At 70.2% G+C, this 20,850-nt stretch carries 21 protein-coding genes and 1 pseudogene; 10 read left to right on the forward strand and 12 right to left on the reverse strand.

Annotation, left to right across the window (positions count from 1 at the left end; genetic code table 11):
* Positions 1-268 precede the first annotated feature (268 nt).
* The gene (locus ACZ6QO_RS14565) at positions 269-1,591 is read right to left on the reverse strand and encodes an NYN domain-containing protein (RefSeq protein ID WP_465850860.1); all 1,323 of its coding nucleotides are present in this window, start codon (positions 1,589-1,591) and stop codon (positions 269-271) included.
* A gap of 458 nt (positions 1,592-2,049) precedes the next feature.
* Between ACZ6QO_RS14565 and ACZ6QO_RS14570 the strand changes: the two genes are divergently transcribed.
* Positions 2,050-3,801 carry a DEDD exonuclease domain-containing protein gene (locus tag ACZ6QO_RS14570; RefSeq protein WP_465850861.1) on the forward strand — a complete coding sequence of 584 codons (1,752 nt, stop codon included), beginning with the start codon at positions 2,050-2,052 and terminating at the stop codon, positions 3,799-3,801.
* 115 nt (positions 3,802-3,916) lie between these two features.
* On the opposite strand, the gene ACZ6QO_RS14575 is transcribed toward ACZ6QO_RS14570, so the two are convergent.
* Positions 3,917-4,252: a hypothetical protein gene (locus tag ACZ6QO_RS14575; RefSeq protein ID WP_465850862.1), complete on the reverse strand. Its 336-nt coding sequence runs from the start codon at positions 4,250-4,252 to the stop codon at positions 3,917-3,919.
* 237 nt (positions 4,253-4,489) lie between these two features.
* On the opposite strand from ACZ6QO_RS14575, the gene ACZ6QO_RS14580 reads away from it, so the two are divergent.
* The gene (locus tag ACZ6QO_RS14580) at positions 4,490-6,202 is read left to right on the forward strand and encodes an RNA polymerase sigma factor (RefSeq protein ID WP_465850864.1); all 1,713 of its coding nucleotides are present in this window, start codon (positions 4,490-4,492) and stop codon (positions 6,200-6,202) included.
* A 310-nt stretch (positions 6,203-6,512) separates the two neighbouring features.
* Here ACZ6QO_RS14580 and ACZ6QO_RS14585 read toward each other — a convergent pair whose 3' ends face one another.
* Together ACZ6QO_RS14585 and ACZ6QO_RS14590 are read right to left on the reverse strand one after the other, a co-directional pair.
* Positions 6,513-6,596: a DUF397 domain-containing protein gene (locus tag ACZ6QO_RS14585; protein ID WP_465851132.1), complete on the reverse strand. Its 84-nt coding sequence runs from the start codon at positions 6,594-6,596 to the stop codon at positions 6,513-6,515.
* The gene (locus tag ACZ6QO_RS14590; RefSeq protein ID WP_465850866.1) at positions 6,586-6,882 is read right to left on the reverse strand and encodes a Scr1 family TA system antitoxin-like transcriptional regulator; all 297 of its coding nucleotides are present in this window, start codon (positions 6,880-6,882) and stop codon (positions 6,586-6,588) included. The genes ACZ6QO_RS14585 and ACZ6QO_RS14590 overlap by 11 nt, the downstream gene beginning before the upstream one ends.
* Positions 6,883-6,891: 9 nt before the next feature.
* Between ACZ6QO_RS14590 and ACZ6QO_RS14595 the strand changes: the two genes are divergently transcribed.
* Both ACZ6QO_RS14595 and ACZ6QO_RS14600 read left to right on the forward strand, forming a co-directional pair.
* A complete protein-coding gene (locus ACZ6QO_RS14595; protein WP_465850867.1) occupies positions 6,892-7,176 on the forward strand; it encodes a hypothetical protein in 285 nt (94 codons plus the stop codon).
* A 106-nt stretch (positions 7,177-7,282) separates the two neighbouring features.
* Complete coding sequence (locus ACZ6QO_RS14600; protein ID WP_465850869.1) at positions 7,283-7,603, forward strand: NIPSNAP family protein; 321 nt, start codon at positions 7,283-7,285, stop codon at positions 7,601-7,603.
* Positions 7,604-7,672: 69 nt separating this feature from the next.
* Here the strand turns inward: ACZ6QO_RS14600 and ACZ6QO_RS14605 are convergent, their stop codons facing one another.
* The 3 genes from ACZ6QO_RS14605 to ACZ6QO_RS14615 all read right to left on the reverse strand — a co-directional run bounded on the left by ACZ6QO_RS14605 (position 7,673) and on the right by ACZ6QO_RS14615 (position 10,018).
* The gene (locus ACZ6QO_RS14605; protein WP_465850870.1) at positions 7,673-8,074 is read right to left on the reverse strand and encodes a PIN domain-containing protein; all 402 of its coding nucleotides are present in this window, start codon (positions 8,072-8,074) and stop codon (positions 7,673-7,675) included.
* Positions 8,071-8,346 carry a ribbon-helix-helix domain-containing protein gene (locus ACZ6QO_RS14610; protein WP_465850871.1) on the reverse strand — a complete coding sequence of 92 codons (276 nt, stop codon included), beginning with the start codon at positions 8,344-8,346 and terminating at the stop codon, positions 8,071-8,073. Before ACZ6QO_RS14610 ends, ACZ6QO_RS14605 begins: the two co-directional genes overlap by 4 nt.
* Positions 8,347-8,557: 211 nt before the next feature.
* Entirely contained in the window at positions 8,558-10,018 is a 1,461-nt protein-coding gene (locus tag ACZ6QO_RS14615) for a hypothetical protein (RefSeq protein WP_465850873.1), read from the reverse strand.
* A 104-nt stretch (positions 10,019-10,122) separates the two neighbouring features.
* On the opposite strand from ACZ6QO_RS14615, the gene ACZ6QO_RS14620 reads away from it, so the two are divergent.
* From ACZ6QO_RS14620 to pip, 3 genes are all read left to right on the forward strand, one after another.
* Complete coding sequence (locus ACZ6QO_RS14620; RefSeq protein ID WP_465850875.1) at positions 10,123-10,884, forward strand: Clp protease N-terminal domain-containing protein; 762 nt, start codon at positions 10,123-10,125, stop codon at positions 10,882-10,884.
* Positions 10,885-10,892: 8 nt separating this feature from the next.
* Positions 10,893-11,069 carry a hypothetical protein gene (locus ACZ6QO_RS14625; RefSeq protein ID WP_465850877.1) on the forward strand — a complete coding sequence of 59 codons (177 nt, stop codon included), beginning with the start codon at positions 10,893-10,895 and terminating at the stop codon, positions 11,067-11,069.
* A 132-nt stretch (positions 11,070-11,201) separates the two neighbouring features.
* Positions 11,202-12,209, forward strand: a complete 1,008-nt coding sequence (gene pip / locus ACZ6QO_RS14630; RefSeq protein WP_465850878.1) for a prolyl aminopeptidase — start codon at positions 11,202-11,204, stop codon at positions 12,207-12,209.
* A gap of 224 nt (positions 12,210-12,433) precedes the next feature.
* Here the strand turns inward: pip and abc-f are convergent, their stop codons facing one another.
* The gene (gene abc-f / locus ACZ6QO_RS14635; RefSeq protein ID WP_465850880.1) at positions 12,434-14,071 is read right to left on the reverse strand and encodes a ribosomal protection-like ABC-F family protein; all 1,638 of its coding nucleotides are present in this window, start codon (positions 14,069-14,071) and stop codon (positions 12,434-12,436) included.
* A gap of 529 nt (positions 14,072-14,600) precedes the next feature.
* Positions 14,601-14,888: an Lrp/AsnC family transcriptional regulator gene (locus ACZ6QO_RS14640; protein ID WP_465850882.1), complete on the reverse strand. Its 288-nt coding sequence runs from the start codon at positions 14,886-14,888 to the stop codon at positions 14,601-14,603.
* A 519-nt stretch (positions 14,889-15,407) separates the two neighbouring features.
* Between ACZ6QO_RS14640 and ACZ6QO_RS14645 the strand changes: the two genes are divergently transcribed.
* From ACZ6QO_RS14645 to ACZ6QO_RS14655, 3 genes and pseudogenes are all read left to right on the forward strand, one after another.
* Entirely contained in the window at positions 15,408-15,647 is a 240-nt protein-coding gene (locus ACZ6QO_RS14645) for a hypothetical protein (RefSeq protein WP_465850884.1), read from the forward strand.
* A gap of 105 nt (positions 15,648-15,752) precedes the next feature.
* Positions 15,753-16,703 (forward strand): annotated as a pseudogene (locus ACZ6QO_RS14650) (IS481 family transposase); the annotation flags it as partial.
* Positions 16,704-17,633: 930 nt separating this feature from the next.
* Positions 17,634-17,810 carry an ANTAR domain-containing protein gene (locus tag ACZ6QO_RS14655; RefSeq protein WP_465850886.1) on the forward strand — a complete coding sequence of 59 codons (177 nt, stop codon included), beginning with the start codon at positions 17,634-17,636 and terminating at the stop codon, positions 17,808-17,810.
* Between the two features lie 216 nt (positions 17,811-18,026).
* Here the strand turns inward: ACZ6QO_RS14655 and ACZ6QO_RS14660 are convergent, their stop codons facing one another.
* Genes ACZ6QO_RS14660 through ACZ6QO_RS14670 form a run of 3 tightly spaced genes read right to left on the reverse strand, consistent with a single transcriptional unit; the run spans position 18,027 to position 20,846 of the window.
* Complete coding sequence (locus tag ACZ6QO_RS14660; RefSeq protein ID WP_465850888.1) at positions 18,027-19,376, reverse strand: sensor histidine kinase; 1,350 nt, start codon at positions 19,374-19,376, stop codon at positions 18,027-18,029.
* Entirely contained in the window at positions 19,373-20,044 is a 672-nt protein-coding gene (locus ACZ6QO_RS14665; RefSeq protein WP_465850889.1) for a response regulator transcription factor, read from the reverse strand. The genes ACZ6QO_RS14660 and ACZ6QO_RS14665 overlap by 4 nt, the downstream gene beginning before the upstream one ends.
* Positions 20,045-20,096: 52 nt before the next feature.
* The gene (locus ACZ6QO_RS14670) at positions 20,097-20,846 is read right to left on the reverse strand and encodes a hypothetical protein (RefSeq protein ID WP_465850891.1); all 750 of its coding nucleotides are present in this window, start codon (positions 20,844-20,846) and stop codon (positions 20,097-20,099) included.
* Between the last annotated feature and the right edge of the window lie 4 nt (positions 20,847-20,850).

The following is a 20,850-nucleotide window of genomic DNA, read 5'->3' on the forward strand; positions in this document are numbered from 1 at the left end:
AGCTCCCTCTGCGAGACAAGTGAGACAACCTGGGCGGTGATCCTACAGAAAAGGTATGGACACCTGCACCTCTTCGTCGAGAAATGCTGAGGAACCGGCAATTAAGACCGCCCGCATTACGCGGTCGGCCACGACCGGCACCCGTACCCGCGAACCGTCGTCAGCGCGAGCGGGCGAGAGGGGCCGGGTGCCCGGGAACGACACCGGCACCACGACCCACGCCGACGCCGCCGCGGGCGCGTCCGCCGTGAGCGGGCGGCCTTCGGCGTCAGGAGCGGCCGAGGCGCCGCAGCAGCAGCATGGCCGGGACAGGGCGGGCGCCCATGCGGCGCACCGAGTCGGCGACCTCGCGGTCGGAGGACACCACGGCGACCGCCCGGCCGGGCGGCTCGGCGCGCACGAGCTGCCGGATGAGGTCGTCGGCGATCTCCCCCGGCGCGCTGAACAGCACGCGCACGCCGCGCGGCGCCGACACCTGCACCGGGCCGTTCAGCTCGGCGCCGTCGAACACGCAGGTGACCTCGACCCTGGTCTGCACGGCAAGCCCGCCGAGGCCGGTGAGCAACCGCGAGCGCTGGTCGAGCAGCGTGAGCGACGGATAACCGGTCTTGGTGACGTTGTAGCCGTCGATGACGAGGTGGAGGTGCGGGATGGCCAGCAGCTGGTCGAGCAGCGCCGGATCGTCGTCGGCGAGGGCGCGGGCGGGCACGGTGCGCACCGAGGGGTTCCCCGGGCTCACGGCGCTCACGGAGTCGGCCGGCTTGCTGATGGCCACCGGCAGCGCCAGCTCGCTGCGCAGGCCGGCGGCCGCGTCCTGGAGGGTGTCCAGCAGCACGCGGATGCGGGCGTCCTCGATGCTGCGGCCCTCGCGCGCCGCGCGGCGGCTGGCCTCAAGGGCACGCTCGGCGTCCGACAGGCGCTCGCGGAGCTTGCGCAGCTCGCTTTCTGCCGCGCTGGTGGCCGAGGACACCGAGGCCCGGATCTCCTGCTCCAGCGACCGCAGCTCCGCCGCCCGCTCCTCGGCCAGCCTGCCGCGCTCGCGGGCGTCGTGCAGCCTGCGCCGCAGGTCGGCGACCTCGGCGCGGGACGCCTTGAGCTGCTCGCGCAGCCTTTCCGCCTCCTCCTTCGCGGCGGCCTTCTGCGCCGCGAGCTGCTCGCGCAGGCGCACGACGGTCTGCTCCTGGGCGCTGCCCTCGGCGACGGCGGCCGCCTGCTCAAGATCGGCGCGGGCGGTCTCCACGAGGTCGGGCCAGCCGGGCGGCCGTGTCAGGTAGGCGGCGGCGGCCACGAGCACCGGCTCGGCCGCGGGCGGGACCATGCCCTCCTCCAGGCTGGCGACCAGCTCGGGCCAGGCCTGCTGGAGGCTCTCTGCGACGATCTCGCGGAACTCCTTGTCGGTCTCCAGCTGCGCGGCGATCGGCGCGCTGCCCAGGCGGGCGCGCTTGCGCGGATCGAACCTCGCGATGCCCTTCAACGGCGCGGGAATCGCGGCGGGCTGCATCGTGCCGAGCACCTGAGCGGCGAGCTCGACGACGTGTAAGCGGACCTGCTCGGGCAGCGGGCGAGACAGGCCTTCTCCGGCTGAACTCATCCGTCGTCCCCTAGCTGACTGGCCATTCAAAATTCGTCTATCCGTTAAGGGTACGGCTGGTGCGTTCGTGGTCAGCGCGCTTCCCACCGGGTTCCTCACCCCACGGCCGCCCCACACGACCCTTGTCGTACCCCGTGCCGCCGCGTCGCGCGCCCGGCGAGCGACGGGAGTTCGAGGCATAACCCCAGTTGTACGGCGGTGCCGCCGACGACGGACGAGGCGCCCGCCGCCCGTCCCGCGCCCTCCGGCGCGCCGCCGGAGCACCACAGCAACACCGCCACACAAAGCGACCGCCCCCGCACACGAGGCGACCCCCGGCCGACGACCGGCGGCCCGGCTGTCGCGGAGGGCACCGTGCATCACGCCCCCCGCGGGAGGTCTCTCATCGCCCCGCGGAGATGTCCTTCACGCCCAAACGGCATGCCGGTGCGGAACTGTCGGACCGCGATCGTATGGTCATGGGCGTGGAGATCGGGGTTCAAGGAACGCTTGACGATTTGGGCACGCCTCTCGACCAGGTGACCTTCGTCGTGTTCGACCTGGAGACGACGGGCGGGTCGTCCGCCGAGCACGCCATCACCGAGATCGGCGCGGTCAAGGTGCGCGGCGGCGAGGTCCTCGGCGAGTTCGCCACCCTGGTCGACCCCGGCCGTCCCATCCCGCCGTTCATCACCGTGCTCACCGGCATCACCGACGTGATGGTCATGGCCGCGCCGCGCATCGAGAAGGTCCTGCCCGCGTTCCTCGAGTTCGCGCGCGGGGCCACGCTGGTGGCGCACAACGCCCCCTTCGACGTCGGTTTCATCAAGGCGAACTGCCAGGCCCTCGGCTACCCGCCGCCGGTCAACCCCGTGGTCGACACCGCCGATCTCGCCCGGCGGGTGCTGACGCGCGACGAGGTGCCCAACTGCAAGCTCTCGACTCTGGCCCGCGTGTTCCGCAGCTCCACTGAGCCGTGCCACCGCGCCCTGGCCGACGCCAAGGCGACCGTCGACGTGCTGCACGTGCTCATCGAGCGCGTCGGGGCCTACGGCGTGCAGACCCTCGAAGAGCTCAAGGGCTTCGTCCGCGCCCCCACCCCCGAGCAGAAGCGCAAACGCCACCTGGCGGCGAGCATCCCGAGCGCTCCCGGCGTCTACGTCTTCGAAGACGAGCGCGGCGAGGCGCTGTACGTCGGCAAGAGCGGCGATCTGCGGCAGCGGGTCAGGTCCTACTTCACGGCCAGTGAGACCCGGCCGCGCATCCGCGAGATGATCGGCATCGCCGAGCGGGTGCGGCCGATCGTCTGCGCCACCGGCCTGGAGGCCGAGGTGCGCGAGCTGCGGCTCATCGGGGCGACCAAACCCCGCTACAACCGCCGGTCCCGCTTCCCCGAGAAGGTCGTCTGGCTCAAGCTGACCGACGAGCCCTTCCCCCGCCTGTCCATCGTCCGCGAGGTCAAGGCCGACCAGGCCACCTACCTCGGCCCCTTCACCTCCGCGCGCGGCGCCGAGGACGCCCGGTCGGCGCTGCACGAGGCGGTGCCGCTGCGGCAGTGCACCGAGCGCATCACCACGCGCACCCACCGGCCCGCGTGCGTGCTGGCCGAGATGGGGCGCTGCGGGGCTCCCTGCGAGGGCCGCCAGGGGGTCGACGACTACCGGCGCCACGCCGACGAGGCCCGCGCCGCCATGGAGCACGACCCCGGGCCGGTGTTCTCGGCGCTGGAGGCCCGCATGCAGCGGCTGGCCGCCGAGCAGCGCTACGAGGAGGCCGCGGTCGACCGCGACCGCCTGGCCGTCTACGTCCGCACGGCGGCGCGCATGCAGCGGCTGCGGTCGCTGACCGGCATCCCCGAGATGATCGCGGCGAGCCCGGCGTTCGACGGGGGGTGGGACATCCACGTCGTGCGGCACGGCCGGCTGGCGGCGGCCGGCGTGATGCCGAGGGGCGCCCACCCGACGCCGTACGTCGACGCCCTCGTCGCCACCGCCGAGACCGTGACCCCCGGCCCGGGGCCCCTGCCGGCCGCCATCGCCGAAGAGACCGAGTGCATCCTGCGCTGGCTCGACTCCCCCGGCGTCCGGCTGGTCCACGTCGATGGCACCTGGAGCCTTCCCGCCCGCGGCGCCGCCCGCCTGAAAGCCCGCATCGACCGCGCCTACGACGGCCCGCACCCCTACGAAGGCCCTCGCACCCGTTCTCCCCGCGAAGGCCGCCCCCTCCGCTGACGCGCCGCTCCCCCTGGGCACCGGCGCGCTGGGCAGAAGACCGCGCATTTGCGTCTGTTATTCGCGGACGCGGATATTCCGATAGAGAGATGTGGCGGGCGGGTCACATACCGTGTCACCCTCCGATCGGCTTCTCTTGATGCGGAGGGCGGGCATTGTCAGCGAAAAGGGTGTCACCCGCCGCGTTGTCTTCTCGCAGTGCGGCGAGTCGGACGCGGGCGATCGTTTCCACGGTGCGCCGGGCGGGTTCGGTAAGGCGTCCGGCCGAGGCGGCCGATCGGGTCTGCGCCCAGGCCCACCGCTGGTGCCGGTTGAGCAGCAGCAGCGTCACCAGCCAGAACACCCCGTCGGACGAGGCCAGCGAGGCGACCAGGACGACCGCGGCGCCGACCAGCAGCCCAGGCGTGCCATGCGCGGCGGCGGCGACGACCGCGAAAGGGACACCCGCCACTATTCTCGCCGATCCCGCCATTTCCGTCAGTCGGCATGAATTCTCTCTTCGCATGCCCTTCACCACCATGACCCCCGGTGAATGGCGCCGATGCAGGCGTGGATCATCTGCTCTCCTCCTCGGGCCGAAGCCGTGTGAAGGGTTGTGGCGCGCCATCGCCGAAGGTCCGGGCAGAAACCAAGATTTTTCCGTTGTTCTCTCCGAGCGCCGTGCCACGCCGCCGGTCGGGTGGTGACCATGCGCGACGAGCCCGAGGAGTTGTCCGATCGCGAACTGGTCGTCCGAGCGTCCTATCCGCTGACCAGGCAGGCCGCGCTGCAGGCCATCTACGAGCGCTATCACCTCCGCATCCTGCGGTTCTGCGCCGACCGGCTGCGCTACCAGGACGGCGCGGTCGACGCCGCCGCCGACACCTTCGCCGAGCTCATCCGGCACTTCGCCGAGGACAAGACCCTGCGCGATCCCGACGCGCTCGCGGCCTTCCTCTACCGGATCGCCGACCGGCGCACCATGCGGTACATGCGCGGCGGCGACCCCGGGAAGGGCCACCGTCCCGGTCTGGACATGCTCGGCGTCAACGACGTCTCCCAGATGGACCTCAGCGAGACCTTCGGCCTGACCCCGGCCGAAAGCTTCGAGATGAGCCGCGCCGAGGACTCCGCCGGCCTGGACCGGGTCCGTCACCTGCTCGACACCCACGTCGTGACCACTTTCACCCCCGCTCAGCGGAGGATGTACGAGGCGTCGGTGCGCCGCGGCATGTACGGCAAGCCGCTCGCCGACCACCTCGGCATGACACCGGACCAGGCCAAGAACACCGCCGAACGCGTCCGCAAGCTCGCCGAGAACGGATTCGCCGCCTTGGTGCTGTTCCGCGACGCCCGCCGGGTCTGCCCCGACCTCGACCGCATCATCCTCGGCGCCGTCGCCCGGGACGGCGACACGTTCACCGCTCAGCTCCGCGAGCAGATCGTCCGGCACTTCGACACCTGCCCGGCCTGCCAGAACTGCGAGGTCTGCAACCCCTTGCGCCGCCGCCTGATCGCCCCCTACTCCCCCGCGCTGGTCCCGGTCGTCTATGCCACCGAGCTACGCGAGCGGGTCACGCGGCAGCTCGACCGGCTCGGCCGCTCCATCCAGCACCACGAGACCCCGCCTCGGCCGCCGGACGAACGCGAGCCCCCTGAGCCGCCGAAGCGCCCGAAGCGACGGCGGTCACGCCGCCGGCCGCGCCGCCTCCGCGAGCTCTTCCGCGCCCGCCCGGCCAGGGCCGCTGCAGGGCACCTGCGGCGGTCGGCGCTGAGCAAGCCGTACGTCATCGCGCTGGGAGTCGCGCCGGTGGCTCTGGTCGCGCTCGGGATCACGGCGTCCCTGCTCGGCCTGAACCCGCTCAGCGCCGTGGTGTCCGCCCCGCTCAAACGGCCCGACCCTTGCGCGCTCATCACCCGGGCGGATGCGGAAAGAGAGATCGGCGCGCCGTTGTCCGCCTGCTACAGCCAGGATTTCCCGAAAGCCGTCTCTGATGTGTCAGGACTGGGCCCCGGCGCCGGGGGCGGGTTCTCCGACCCCAACGACACGCCGGAGCATTCGCCGGGGTGGTACCTGAACCTCTCCACCTATGACGCCGGGGGGAAGGCCACGACCGCGTTCGACACCTACGAACAGCGGACGCGTTCCGCCCTCCCGCAACTGAGCGACGACTTCCGGAACTTGAAGATGGGTCAGGTGCCGGGGCTCGGCGACGACAACTTCTACGTCTGCGGCCTGTGGAACGTGCCGGCCACGTCCGAGCGGATGAAGAAATACAGCAACATCGACTGCTCCAAGACGGCCTCTTTGTACGTCCGCCGGAGCAACATCGTCCTGGTGGTCGAGATACTACGGTTCGAGGGCACGGGAAACGCCTTGGAACAGGTGAAACACCTGGCCGAACGAGCCCTGCGCTTCTGACGGCCTCCGCGTCCACGAGGGCCTTCACCATCGCCGTCTCCTGACGCCCGTGTCCTCCCCGCCATACCTGCGCGAGAACGGCGTCGGCCAGGACCAGACGGGCCTGCCCCGCCGCACCTGCATCAGCAACTCCGTGATGCGGCCATCCGCCCTTTCCAGGGCGATCAGCGCTCCTGACATATTGACGTTTTGCGCATACTTCGTCACGAACGGCATCGCTGTGAACGGATCGGCGGTCGGGGAGGTCGAATAGGGGACATGGAACTGATCTCCATCGGCGAAGGCGCCCGGCGACGAGCCTAGGCCTGTTCTACGCCACCTCGATGCAGTTGTCGTCCTCTGGCCCGCTGTAGCTGCTCTTACGCCACCGCAGGCCCGAAAGGTCAGGGGTCATTTCGCTGCACCACTTCCTCGATGAGCCGGAGAGACTGCGTGGACAACAGTGCTTCACCCCTGATTGCGCCGTATCCGCGAACCAGCCTGGCCGGGGTGGCTCGATCGTCCAAGATGCGCCCATGGGGTTGCGCGCTCGCATAGTTTGCGTAGGCCGATCCGTTCCATTCGGCGATGATGAATCCCCCGGCGACTCCGCTATGCACGGCATTCGTGTGCGGCACGATCTGGATGGTCACCTGCGGCAATCGAGCCATTTCCAGCAGAAACCGCAACTGCTCTCCCATGCCGAGACCGTGACCCCAGGCCCGGGGCCCCTGCCGGCCGCCATCGCCGAAGAGACCGAGTGCATCCTGCGCTGGCTCGACTCCCCCGGCGTCCGGCTGGTCCACGTCGATGGCACCTGGAGCCTTCCCGCCCGCGGCGCCGCCCGCCTGAAAGCCCGCATCGACCGCGCCTACGACGGCCCGCACCCCTACGAAGGCCCTCGCACCCGTTCTCCCGCGAAGGCCGCCCCCTGCGCTGACGGCGGCCGTCGGGTCGGCCGGCGAGCGAACCCGGGTTCCGTCGGCCGCGGGTGAACGAGCATCCTGAACTCGATTTCCATGCTGTGCTTCTCGTCGTCGGGCGTTCTCGCGATCGCGACCCCGGCCGACGTGGACCTGTAGACCTACCTGAGGAACGACGTTGTTCTACGAGATCCGCCGATATCAGACCCGGCCTGGCATGCGTGACGAGTGGGTGGCGTACATGGAGGAGACGGTCATCCCGTACATGACCGGGCACGGCATGGCGGTGATCGCCTCCCTCGTCGACGAGGAGGACCCTGACGGTTACCTCACGCTGCGCCGCTTCGAGAGCGAAGCCGAGCACGAGAGGGTCTACGCGGCCACGTACGAGACCGACCGCTGGAAGAACGAGATCTACCCCATGGTCGAGAAGTTGCTGGACCTGGACGCGGTCACGGTGACCAGGGCCGCGCCCACCCCGCGCTCCCCCTTGCTCTGACCGGCATACCCGTTCTCACCCACCGAGCCGGCCCGCGGAGTGACACCGGCGATCCGTGCGTCCTGCCATCTACAGTTCGGCCAGACGTTCCTTCAGACTCGGGCTCACGCGCAGGATGTCCTCTCGATCCGAGGTGATCACGATCGCGTCGCGATCCTCTCCCAGCGTCGCGACGTGCACATCGACCACGTCCGCATGACCCGACTCGCCGATTCTCAGACCGACCCGCTTGGCGGCTTCACTGTCGAGCGGGACCTTGACGCACTGCTCGGGCTTGAGGCCGAGCAGCGCCGCCAGACGTGCCTGACGTCCACGTCCGCCTCTCCACACTTGAGCGAGGACGGCATCGGACAGAACCAGGCGGGCCTGTCCTCGCCGAAGTTGCATGAGCAACTCCGTCATGCGCTCGTCTGATCTCTCCAGGGCGATCAACGCCCCGGAATCCAGAACATACTCAGGCAGAAGCTTCACGCAGCGTCGCCTGCCGCCACGGAGCCACCGCGCTTCGCCTCACGAGCCTTGGCCAGGGCCTCATCCGCCCACGCCTTGGCCTCCTCGCCGGGTTCGCCGGTCTCGGCCACCATGCTAGCGATCAGGAGATCGAGCGGGTCGAAATCCCTGAGGCTTTCTGCCGCTCTCGTCATATAACCGGAAACCGACTCGAAATGGCCCTCTTCTACCTGCTCCTTGATGTAAGCGACCAGCTCTTCGGGGACCGTAACCGTGATCTTCATCGTGGCCATACTCAGTATCATACCGGGCACCATACCGGCTTTTCCGAAGCCGCGTTCACTCTTTGCCACCACTCGATCACAGGAGTGGCCGGGGATGCCCCATCAGCTCAGCAAAACGGATCCTCGGACACGGCAAGGCCGACGCCCTTCCCGACTCGGGCGAGAAGGCGCGCTCCCCGGACGGCTGGCACGCCGTACCCGAACCCGTGAAGTCGAGACACTACGTGCGGGCCGGTCGCCTGTCGTCCGGTCTCGCGGGTATGGCGGGTGGGGGCGTGGCGGACGGGAAGAGGCCGGCGAGGGTCGCGGCGACGACGGGCAGCCCGGCGACCAGTGCGGCGATCATGAGCCACGGCGTGTCGAAGCCGACCCGTGGCTGCGGTGCGTAGTCGATGGAGGCCGTCACCGGCCATGCCAGGAGCAGGCCGATGCCGCAGCCGGCGGCAGCGCCCAGCATCCCGCCGTAGGCGGCGCCGAGCGCGGCGCGGCTCGCGGCGAACAGCCTCAAGGGCGTCCTCGATCCGGGGTTGATCCGCAGCAGCACGCGTCTGGACCGGGTTCCGGCGCCGGTCGGGATGAGCGCGCCGCCGAGGGCTGCGAGGATTCCGGCCGCGACGAAGAACCGCCGGTCGGTCGCAGGCTGGAATCCCTGTTCGAGATAGGTGACCGCCGCGCCGTCCAACCGGCGGTCGAGCCGCTGCTGTTCCGCCGCGGACACTCTGTAGTGCGTCGGGTCGATGATCAGTTCGTTCGGCTCCAGATCGTGGCCGAGCGCCCGAACGGCCTTCGCCGGCAGGAAGACGCTCTCCACCCGCGGGTCAGGGGCTCTGATGGTGACCGCCGGAATGGTGGTCTGCGTGGACGGGGCTTTGCCATCGACGGGGATGAACCTGAGCGACAAGGTGTCCACCGGCACCTGGTTCGCGCCCACCAGTACGGCCCTCTTCGGGTCGTAGGGTGTCGACGGATCTCCCGTGAGATAGCGGAGCAGCGTCTGGTCGCCGATGTAGACGGCCTCGGCCTGGTTCTCCGGCAGATCGAACGCCTCGTCGTCCAGGCGGAAGAATCCCCCCGCCCGCGGGCCGTCGACCTGTGTGACCGGGGCTCCGGGCAGTTCCTGCTGTACGGCCGTTCGCACGGTCGCCGCCGCCCCCTCCGAGAGCTGCGACACCAGGAGGGCCCCCGGCCGGCCGCGAGGCTCGTACCGCGCCCGGTCCTCGGCGTTGCCGGCAGCCGTGAAGATCATGACCGTGGTCGTGAAGGCCATCGCGACCATCGTCGCGGCGACCGCCGGACCGGCTTGGGCGCGATGGTCGGCCATGTCCCGGGCGGCCAGCCGGACGGGCGTGGGCAGCCGCACCCGCCACCGGCCGAGGAGTCCGAGCAGCCACGGGATGAACGGCCCCAGACCTAAGACGAACAGCGCGCCGCCCACGATGACCGCCAGGGCGGTCATCGCCGACCCGAAGTCGTCATACGTCGTGTCCTCGTGCGTGGACCACGCCGCGATGGCCATCACCGTGCCGCCGGCCACCGACAGGGCCGTTCCCAGGAGCAGCGGAAGCCGGCGTACACGGGCGTGCCGGCCGGGTGGAGCCGATGCCGCCGCGAAAGCGAGGGAGCCGCCGGCAAGCGCCACGGGAAGGCCCACGACCACAAGGAAGACGATCGACTCGGTCACCAGGCAAATGGTAAAGGGCCGGCCTCAGCGAGGCTGGCGAGATAACCCCAGAGGGGGTATAACTACCGTGTAACCCCGAGATAACCCCAACCTGCGAGCCATCCATGCCGAAGATCAACATCTATCTGCCGGACGACCTGGCCGAAGCGGTGAAGAACGTCGGCGTACCGGTGTCGGCGGTCTGCCAGCGGGCGCTGGAGCAGGCGGTGCGCCGGATCACCGCCATCCGCGAGACCGCCCTCGGCGAGCTGGGCAGCGACGACCTGAGCGGACGGCTGCCGCTGTTCACCACCCGCGCCCGCGTCGTCATCAAGCTGGCCATCGACCAGGCGCGCACCGACGCCGCGCCGAACGTCGGCACCGGGCACCTGCTCGCGAGCATGGTGGCGGAAGGCCAGAACCTCGCGCTGCACGTGCTCCGGGCGATGGACATCGACCCGGCCCAGGCCCGGCATGACCTGGAACGCCACACGACCCCCGAGGCGGGCGGGTCGGCAGGGGAGGCATCGCCGCACTTCAGCGGCCCGAGCGCCGGCGCGCTCGAACTGGCCGTGACCGAGGCGACCGCGCTGGGACACAACTACGTGGGCTGCGAGCACCTGCTGCTCGGCCTGGTCTCCGAACCCGACGGCGTCGCCGGGCAGGTGCTGCGGGCGCTGGGCGCCGACCTCCGGCTGACCCGCCGGGCAGTGGCGGCGGCCCTGGCCGGCTACGCACACCTGCGCGCCCAGTCTCCCTCGCCCTCCTCCGCCGCCATCACCGACCCCGCACAGGCGCTGGCCGCGGCCGTGCGGCAGCAGTTGCAGCCGCTCGTCGAGCGCATCGAACGGCTGGAGCAGCGCATCGCACCCACCGACGGTCAGTGAGCGCCGCCATGCGGGCACGGGCCCACGGCGATGACGCCGACGCACCGCCGGTGGCCCCTGGCCCGGCAAGCTCGCGGCAGCGCACCCCGGCGACCGGCGGCCATGTCACGGTCATCCTCCGCTGGGCGGCCCTGACGGTCTTCTGGCTGCTGCTCCTGCTCCCCGTCCTGTTGGACCCGCGATGACCCCGGCACCGTCCGATTCGGTGAGATCAGCCGAGACTCGGCGGCTCGCGTCCCGGCTCGGCACCGCCGAATCCGAAGTGATCCTCGGCACGGCCGAGCCGATCGTGATCAATCGTCGGGTAGGAAGGGTCCATGAGCGTCATGGACTGGCATCCTCCGATCGAGCCGTACGCGTCCGGGATGCTCGCCGTGGGCGACGGCGACGAGATCTACTGGGAAGAGTGCGGGAACCCCGAGGGCAAGCCCGCCGTGTTCCTGCACGGCGGCCCCGGCGGCGGCCTCCTCCCGGACAATCGGCGGTTCTTCGACCCGTCCGGCTACCGTGTCGTGCTGTTCGACCAACGCAACTGCGGCCGCAGCCTGCCGTCCGCCGGTGACCCGAAGGTGTCGCTGGAGCACAACACCACGCCGCACCTGGTCGCCGACATCGAGCGGCTGCGCGAGCACCTTGGGCTCGAGCGATGGCTCGTCTTCGGCGGCAGCTGGGGCAGCACCCTCGGCCTGGCCTACGCCCAGGCCCACCCCGAGCGGGTCACCGAGCTCGTGCTGCGCGGCATATGGCTGGTCCGCCCGTCCGACGAGGCCTGGGGGTTCACCCCGGCGGGCGCGGCCCACCTGTTCCCGGCCGAGTGGGCGGCGTTCCGCGCGGCGATCCCCGCCGCCGAGCAGGACGACCTCGTCGCCGCCTACGGCCGCCGCATCACCGACCCCGACCCTTCGGTGCACATCCCGGCGGCCCGTGCCTGGATGGCGTGGGAGCTCTCGGCCAACACGCTGCTCCCGGTGGCACCGCCCGAGTTGGAGGACGCCTCGGTGCTCACGTTCGCCCGCATCACGCACCACTACATCGGCAACGGCGGCTTCCTCCCGCAGGAGGGACTGCTGGCGGGCGTCGACCGCATCCGGCACATCCCGGCGGTCATCGTCAACGGCCGCTACGACGTCAAGACGCCACCGGACCAGGCATGGGCTCTTCACCAGGCCTGGCCCGAGGCGGAGCTTCACATCGTGGAGGACGCGGGCCACGGCGGTTCGGAGCCCGGCATCCGCCGCCTGCTCGTCGAGGCCACCAACCGCTTCCGCCGACCAACCGCTCAGCCCGCCAGTACGGGACAGTCCGCTAAGCCCGCTGAGCGCTGAGCCCGCCGGTACCGGATAGGACGGAACCGCCGTACCACGTGCCGGTCCCGTCGGCTCCCGGGCTCACAGCCGGATCTCGCGGCCCTGCCAGCGGGAGCGGAGCCAGCGGTCGTGGGCGGCGATCACGACGGCGCCGGGGCCGGCCCGGCACCGGTCAAGGATCGCGCTGGGCGAATAGGAGATGCCCCGACGCGACTTCGGCCGGGCTCGGAACAGGCGGCGGATCAGCCGGAGCGGGGGTGTCCGGTCTCCAGCAGTCGTCCGCCGGAGAGCCGAAGCCAGCGGTTCACCTTGATCTCCGCCAGGAACCGTTCATCGTGGCTGACCACCACGAAGGCGCCCTCATAGGCGTTGAGCGCGCTCTCCAGCTGGGCGACGCTGACCAGGTCGAGATTGTTGGTCGGCTCGTCCAGCAGCAGCAGTTGGGGGGCCGGCTCGGCGTACAGGACGCAGGCCAGGGTGGCGCGCAGCCGTTCGCCGCCGGACAGCGCCGCGACCGGGAGGTGGATGCGAGACCCCCGGAACAGGAAGCGGGCCAGCAGGTTCATCCGCTGGGCCTCCGGCATCGCGGGCGCGAACGCGGCCAGGTTCTCCGCCACGGTGCGGTCGAGGTCGAGCAGGTCCAGCCGCTGGGAGAGGTAGGCGACCCGGCCGTCGGCCCGCTTGGCCCCGCCGCCCTCCGGCTCCAGCTCGCCGTTGACCATGCGCAGCAGGGTGGACTTGCCGGCGCCGTTGGGGCCGGTCAGCGCGATGCGCTCGGGCCCGCGGATCACCAGGTCTGCGCCGTCCCCGGCGAACAGGGCCCGGTCACCGTAGCGGACCTGCATTCGTTCACCCAGGAACACGGTGCGCCCGGCCGGGACGTTCGTCCCGGGCAGCTCCAGCGCGATCTTCTGCTCGTCACGGAGGGCGCGGCTCGCCTCGTCCAGCCGGGCCTTGGCGTCGCCGAGCCGCGCGGCGTGCGTCTCGTTCGCCCGGCCCGCCGTCTCCTGGGCGTTCCGCTTCATCGTCCCTGCGAAGATCTTGGGCAGGCCGGCGTTCTTGAGGTTGCGGCTCGCATTGCTCGCCCGGCGCTCGGCGCGTTCACGAGCCTGCTGCATCTCCCGCTTCTCCCGCTTGACCTCCTGCTCGGCGTTGCGGACGTTCTTCTCTGCGACCTCTCGCGCGGCGCGCACGGCCTCCTCGTACTCGGTGAAGTTGCCGCCGTAGAACCGCAGGTCGCCCCGGTCGAGTTCGGCGACGCGGTCCATCCGGTCGAGCAGCGCCCGGTCGTGGCTGACCAGCAGCAGGCAGCCGTTCCACTCTTCGAGCACGGCGTAGAGCTTGCGGCGCGCGTCGAGGTCGAGGTTGTTGGTCGGCTCGTCGAGCAGCAGGACGTCGGGCCGCTTCAGCAGTTGCGCCGCCAGCCCGAGCGAGATGACCTGGCCGCCGCTGAGCGTGTGCAGGTGGCGGGTGAGCGAGACGTCCCCGAGGCCGAGCCGGTCGAGCTGGGCACGGGTGCGCTCCTCGATGTCCCAGTCGTCGCCGATCGTGGTGAAGTGCTCCTCGCGCGCGTCGCCGGACTCGATGGCGTCCAGCGCCCTGATGACCGGGGCGACGCCGAGGACGTCGGCCACGGTCAGGTCGCCGGCGAGAGGCAGGGTCTGCGGCAGGTACCCGAGCACTCCCTCGACGGACACGCCGCCGCGGGTGGGCCGGTACTCACCGGCGATCAGCTTGAGCAGCGTGCTCTTGCCCGCGCCGTTGGGCGCGACAAGGCCGGTACGGCCACCGCCCACGGAGAAGGACAGATCGTCGAAGACCGGGGTGTCGTCCGGCCAGGAGAAGGAAAGGTTCGAGCAGATGATGAACGCGTCGGACATGCGAAAGACCTTGTGTGTGCTGCGGGCGCGCGCCACGGCCGCCCAGCAGGGACGGGTTTGGGGACGACGAGAAACGGCCACCGCGGCTGCGCTGACGCGCGCCGTCCGCCGGCCGTCGACCTCCGGTATCACCCGGAGATGTCGTCGTCACCTGCCACGTCTGATCTCCCTAATCCAACGAACTTCCGAGGCACTATACCAGCCCACCCACCACCCCCCGTCCCCCACCACAGCCCACCACAGCGACCCCGCACCCACACCCTGGGCACCTCACCCACCCGTCCAACCAGGTGCTTTACACGGCGCCGACGCGGCCAGAAGCAGGCCTGCGAACCCGGCGCCACCGTACGGCGCCCCACCCAGCCACCGCACTGCCCCTCGGCCCGAATCCACACCAACCCGCCGACCAGGCGCTTCTTCCGGCGCCGACGCGGCCAGAAGCAGGTCGGCGAACCCGGCGCCACCGTACGGCGCCCCGCCAGGCGACCGCACTCACGTCGGCCCGAAAGCCGCGCAGCGCGTAATACGGTCAGTCGGCCTCGGCGAAACCGATGGAGAAGGCCGCGTCGAGGTCGTGCTTGGAGTAGGTGCGGAAGGCGAGGTGGGTCTCGGTGGCCAGGACGCCGGCCACCTTGTTGATGCGCCCGGGGATCACCTCGGCGATCTCCTCGTAGGCGGCCACCCGGACCATCGCCACCAGGTCGTAGTCCCCGGTGATCGAGTACACCTCACTGACCCGGTCGAGATCGGCGATCGTCTGGGCGACTTCGGGGATCCGGTCGACCTCCGCCTTGATGTGCACGATCGCGGTGATCATACGTGCTCTCTCCTTTAGTACGGCCTGGCCTGACTCTAGCGCCGGAACCCCTCCTGCCTGAGAAGCGGTACCACCAAACCCGAAGGTCCTCTCACGGTCGTAGCCCGTACGCCGTTCGAAGGTGCGCTGATCGCCGTAGCACGGCGCCGAAATCGCCGACCACCTTCCCACCGCCTCGGCGCCGGGAAGAGCACACGTTACGAGACACGGGGACGAAGCAGCGCTCCGCACGGTGACGGTGGGAGACCGGTGACGGTGGGAGACCGGTGACGGTGGGAGACCGGTGACGGTGGGAGACCGGTGACGGTGGGAGACCGGTGACGGTGGATGCGCTTGCGGGGCGGTGAGGATCACGGACGGCGAGGGGCGCCGCGAATGAAGGCTCTGACCCACTCTCGGGGATCAGTTACTCAGGGTGAGCTCGGCGAGAGGTGTCGACGTCAGCTTGATGTCCGAGACGCCAACAAGTTCTGGTCCTGATTGGTACGGTTCTCCGGCCAAGGGCGATACCTTCCAGCGATGAGCGAAGGGGAATCGGACCGGAACGCCGTCATCATTCCCGGCGGGATGTACGGACCGCAGGCAGGACTGCTCGCCTACGCAAGCGAAGCAGTCGCCCGCCGTGGCGCCAAGCTCGAACTGATCTCGTGGACACCGCCGGAGGGCCGGCCCCTGGTGGAGTACGCGCTCAACAGCCGGGTGCTGATCGAACAGGCCAGGGCCATGCTCGCCGTATGTCCTGTCCCGGGAGATGCTTGACACTCCGGTCCCAAGACATGGGTGACAGGTGCTGTTGTCGGTCAGTCTGTCGTGCGTCGTTTGCGGGTGTCGCGCGTCGGGAGGCCGGGATTGGCCCTGGTGGACATGTCCGTTGTCGAGCAGCGGTATCGGGCGGTGCTGGCGGTTTTAGCAGGTGCGACGGTCACCGAGGTCGCTCGCGAGGTGGGAGTGGCCCGGCAGACGTTGTCGGGGTGGGTGTCGCGGTATCGGGAGTCGGGGCTGGGCGGGTTGGTGGATCGCTCGCGTCGGCCGTTGTCGTCTCCGTCGCAGATGCCGGCCTCGGTGGAGGTGCTGGTGTGTGAGTTGCGGCGGCAGCATCCGCGATGGGGTCCGGTCCGCCTGGCGCACGAGGTGGAGCGTCGTGGTGTGGTGCCGGCGCCGTCGCGGATGGGGGTGTATCGGGCGCTGGTGCGCCATGGCTTGGTTCAGCCGGGGACGGGCCGTCGCAAGCAGGTGTTCCGCCGCTGGCAGCGGGATGCACCGATGGAGTTGTGGCAGATGGACATCGTCGGTGGGGTGCTGCTGGCCGATGGCCGCGAGGTGAAGGTGGTGACGGGGGTTGATGACCATTCCCGGTATTGCGTGATCGCCAAGGCGGTGGTGCGGGCTACTGGGCGTGCGGTGTGCCTGGCGTTTGTGGAGGCGCTGGGCGCTTTCGGGGCGCCGGGTGAGGTGCTCACCGACAATGGCAAGCAGTTCACCGCGCGGTTCGGCCATGGCGGTGAGGTGCTGTTCGATCGGATCTGCCGTGACAACGGCATCGTGCATCGGCTGACCCAGCCTCGATCGCCGACGACGACGGGGAAGGTTGAGCGGTTTCATCTGAGCCTGCGCCGGGAGTTACTCGACGACGCCGGCCCGTTCGCCGACCTGGCGGCGGTGCAGGCGGCTTTGGACGGCTGGGTGGCCCACTACAACACCGTCCGGCCGCATCAGAGCCTGGGCATGGCCTGCCCGGCCGACCACTTCACTCCGGTCGCCGAGGAGGAGCGGCAGCTGCTGCCGTTGCGGGTGCCGGCCATTCTGTCCGCCGTTGCGCAGGAGTCGCCTGCCATGGACGAGCCGGCCGCAGAGCCGCTGTCTGCAGAGCGCGAGGAGGAGCTTTCACAGAGCATCGAGGCTGTCGGGGCCGTGCAGCAGGCGGAGCGCCGGGTGGTCGCTGCATGGTCGGGTGGGCCGATCGAGTTCGAGCGGGTGGTGCCGGCCAGCGGCAACATGAGCGTGGCGAACAAGCAGTTCTGGCTGGGGACCTCCCGTGCCGGGCAGGTGATCACCTTCTGGGCCGATGTGGATGTGATCCATCTGCTGTCCGGTGGGGTGCGGCTGAAGAGCTTGCGTTCGCATCTGTCGACGGCGGACCTGGCCATGTTGTTCGCCCGCGGCGGGCGCTCGGCGGGGCCGTCCCCACTGCCGCAGGCCGAGACCGACGCCGCGTTGGAGGTGGAGCGGACGGTGAACAAGTACGGCATGGTCAGCCTGGGCGGGCGCTACCAGTTGGCCGCCGAGATCCTGGCCGGACGGCGGGTCACCATCCGGATCGAGGAGAACACCCTGATGTTCCTCGACCCCGACACCCGCGAGCTGCTGCGCACCCGCCCCAACCCGCTGGCCTGGCACGCGTGCCTGCTGTTGCGCGGTGCCCGACCCGCCGGCCCGCCTGCGGTCCCGGCGCAGTCACCGGTCACGGTGCAACGACGCGCCACATCCTTCGGCGTGATCATGGTCGCCCGGCAGACCGTCTCCCTGGGCCGCATGTACGCCGGCCAGGTCGTCACCGTCCACGTCAGCGACACCACCTTGACCATCGACCTAGACGAGGGACCACGCACCGTACGGCGGACCACCGACATCCCGATCCGCAACCACAAAGCTCACCGGCCCCGCAAGGCCGGCCATGTTTCCTAGATCACCTGTCGCCCATCTCCTGGGACAGAAACGTCAGGCATCTCATGGGACTAGACAGCCATGCTCGCCGTACGCGCTCGCATCGACGTCGGCGGAGCCTTCGCCGTGCTCCGCAAGTACGCCCGCGATCACAATCGGACGGTGTCCTCGGTGGCGCAGGATCTGAACAGCGACGCGGCGGGAACGACGGACCCCATCGCCGCGGCCGCAAAGCACAAGGCGACCAGATCACAATGAACCACCTCCCCGGCATCTTGGCGCGGGAGATGGGTGCAGGGAAGGATCGCGTCACACCGCCGAACCGGCAGTACCGCCTGGCTACGCCGGTGACAACACAGGCAGATATCAGCCCCGTCCGGAGCCGGCTACGGCCCTTGGCCCGGGCTTGTGCCGGGGGTGTGGTCTCGCGGCCGCCCGGGTCGGCGATCGCCCCGACCGGTGCCGGAGCGTCGCCTAGGACTCCGCGTGTTCGCTACATGTCGGCAGTACCAGCCGCAGTAGCGCGCCGCTTGGGCACGGTATGGCGTTAGCCGTCCCGCCGTGGGCCTCGGCGACCTGCCGGACGATGGCCAGGCCCAGTCCGGAGCCGGGGTGCGCACGGGCTGCGGGTGATCGGTAGAAGCGGTCGAAGACGTATTCGAGGTCGCTGTCAGGGATTCCTGGGCCGGTGTCCGCGACGTCGAGGGTGCCCGCCTTGACGCTGATCCGGACCCGGCCGTCCGGCGGGCTCCACTTCACGGCGTTGTCCACGAGATTCGCGACGGCGCGTTCCAGGGCGTCGGGATCTCCGTGGACCAGGGTGGGCACGCAGGCCAGCTCGAATTCGATCTGGGGTGCCCGGCGCGCCGCGCGGGCCGCGACGCGCTCGGCGACGAGGTCGAGGCGGACGTCTTCGGTGTGGAACGCGGCCTGGCCGTAGCGGGCCAGGTCGACCAGGTCGTTGACCAGTGTCTTGAGTTCGCCGACCTGGCCGAGCGCTTCGGCGGCGAGGAGCGGGGCCTGCGCGTCGGCCGGGTTCTCCGCCAGCAACTCGAGGTTCACCGTCAGGCTCGTCAGCGGTGTGCGCAGTTCGTGGGAGGCGTCGGCCACCAGACGGCGCTGGGCGCCGACCGATTCGTCCAGGGCGGTGGTCATCGCGGCGAACGCGGAGCCGAGCCTGCCGATCTCATCTCGGCTGTCGGCGGGGATCGGGATCGCCAGGTCTCCGGTCGCGTGGATCAGTTCGACGGTCTCGGTGAGCTGGTGTACCGGGCGTAGGACGCGGCGGGCCGCCAGGCGCGAGACCAGTGCCGCCAGCAGCCCGGCGGCCACCGTCGAGCCGGCGAGCAGCCAGGCGAGCTGGCGTAACGTGGGCGCGTAAGCGGACTGCGGGATGGCCGTGCGCACCAGCGCTCCCGGTCCTGCGGGGTATTGGGCGGTGTAGACGCGGTAGTCGACGCCGTTGTAGACCGTGTCACGGAAGTAGGCGCCCGAGGTGCCGTCCGCGACGGCGACGTCTCGGGCGGTGAGGTCGACGAACTGCGTCGACGGCCCGATCCGGACGGGGCCCGGGACGATCTGAAGCAGGGTGCTGCCGATCCCCAGCGGCACATAGGGAAAGTCCGGCTCCGTGGTGGACTTGCGGTACCTGTCCTTGATGGCCCGGGCCACGGTCGGTGCCTGGTCGACGGCCAGGACCAGGGAGCTGTCGATCTGGTGGCGGAGGTTGGCGTCCACCGCCGGATACAGGACCACCGACACGAGCAGCAGGGCGCCGGCGACCACGAAACCGCCGGCGATGGCCAGCCGGGTGCGCAGGTTCATGGCTCCTCGCGCAGGACGTACCCCAGGCCGCGCACTGTCTGGATCAATCTGCTGCCGCCGTCCGCCTCGAGCTTGCTTCGCAGGTAGCTGATGTAGACCCAAAGCGCGTTCGACTCGGGGCCGAAGTCGTAGCCCCAGACGGACTCGAAGATCTGGGTCCGGCTCAGCACTCTGCGGGGATTGCGCAGGAACAACTCCAGCAGGGACAGCTCCGTCTTGGTCAGGTTCAGGTGCCGGCCGGCACGCTCGGCCCTGCAGCCGCTCAAGTCCAGGTCCACGTCGTCGAAGCGCAGCACCTCGGCCCTGGCGCCGCTGCGCCGGAGCAGGGCTCTGAGCCGGGCCCGCAGTTCGTCCAGGGCGAAGGGCTTGGCCAGGTAGTCGTCAGCCCCCGCGTCGAGCCCGGCGACCCGGTCGGTGACCAGGTCCCGGGCCGTGAGCATCAGAATCGGCGTGTCGTGCCCGCCCGAACGCAGGGACCGGCACACCTCCAGCCCGTTCGGTTCGGGCATGAGGACGTCGAGAACCACCGCGTCCGGGCGGAACACACCGTGCTCGGCGAGGGCGGACGCCCCATCGGCGACGGACGACACGGCGTAGCCGTCCCGGCGCAACGCATGTTCCAAGGACCGCCGCACAGCCGGGTCGTCATCCACCACGAGTATCCGCATGGTCGCCCATTCTCACCGTCGATCCTGAAGCCATGCTGCGTGCCACGGGCCGTCAGTCGTTGTGCAGCGACTGCTTCAGGTCGCGCAACGCGGTCAGGAGCCGGTCGGAGCCGACCCCGAGCGAGGCGGCGACGTCCCCGAAGACTTCGGACGTCGGGTCGACGCGGCCGGACTCCGATGCCGCCGCCGCCAAAGCGGCCAGAGCGGTCTTGGCCTTGGCCTGATCGACGCCGAGGGCCGTGGCCACGAACGCCGCCGCGGCGTCGGTGGTGATCGGCGAGCTCTGCGGGCCGTCCGTGACCTTCCTCTCCACCGTGCCCTGTCCACCCTGCTTGTCACCAGCCGGTGCGGGCTCGGCGATCAACGGTTTCAACGCGTCCTCGACCTGCGGGACCGGCAGTCCCAGGTTTGCCGCCACCGCCGCGACGAACGCGTTCGGCATGACGTCGGCCGAGGGGACCGTCGACGTCTTGGCCGAGGTCACCGCGGCGGCGACCCGCTCGGCCGTCACCCCGAGCTTCGCCGCGATCGCCACGATGTCCGCGTCCGCGTCGGCCTTGGACCTCCCATCCGCCTTGACCGGCGCGGAATCGGATTTCAGCGGGCCGGGCGTCGGAGCCGAACCGGACGCCGACGCCGCCGACGCCGTACCGGTCGCGACCAGCACGGCGAGCGATGCCGCGGCCACGACCAGTCGTGTGCGTTCAATCATCGTGATGCCTTTCGTCCACTGAACGCCGGACGAGAACCGGCGCCATGCGGACAACACCAACATCACAGCCTCTGGCGTGGTTTCAGCCACCTTT

It is taken from the genome of Sphaerisporangium sp. NPDC049457, assembly GCF_055586705.1.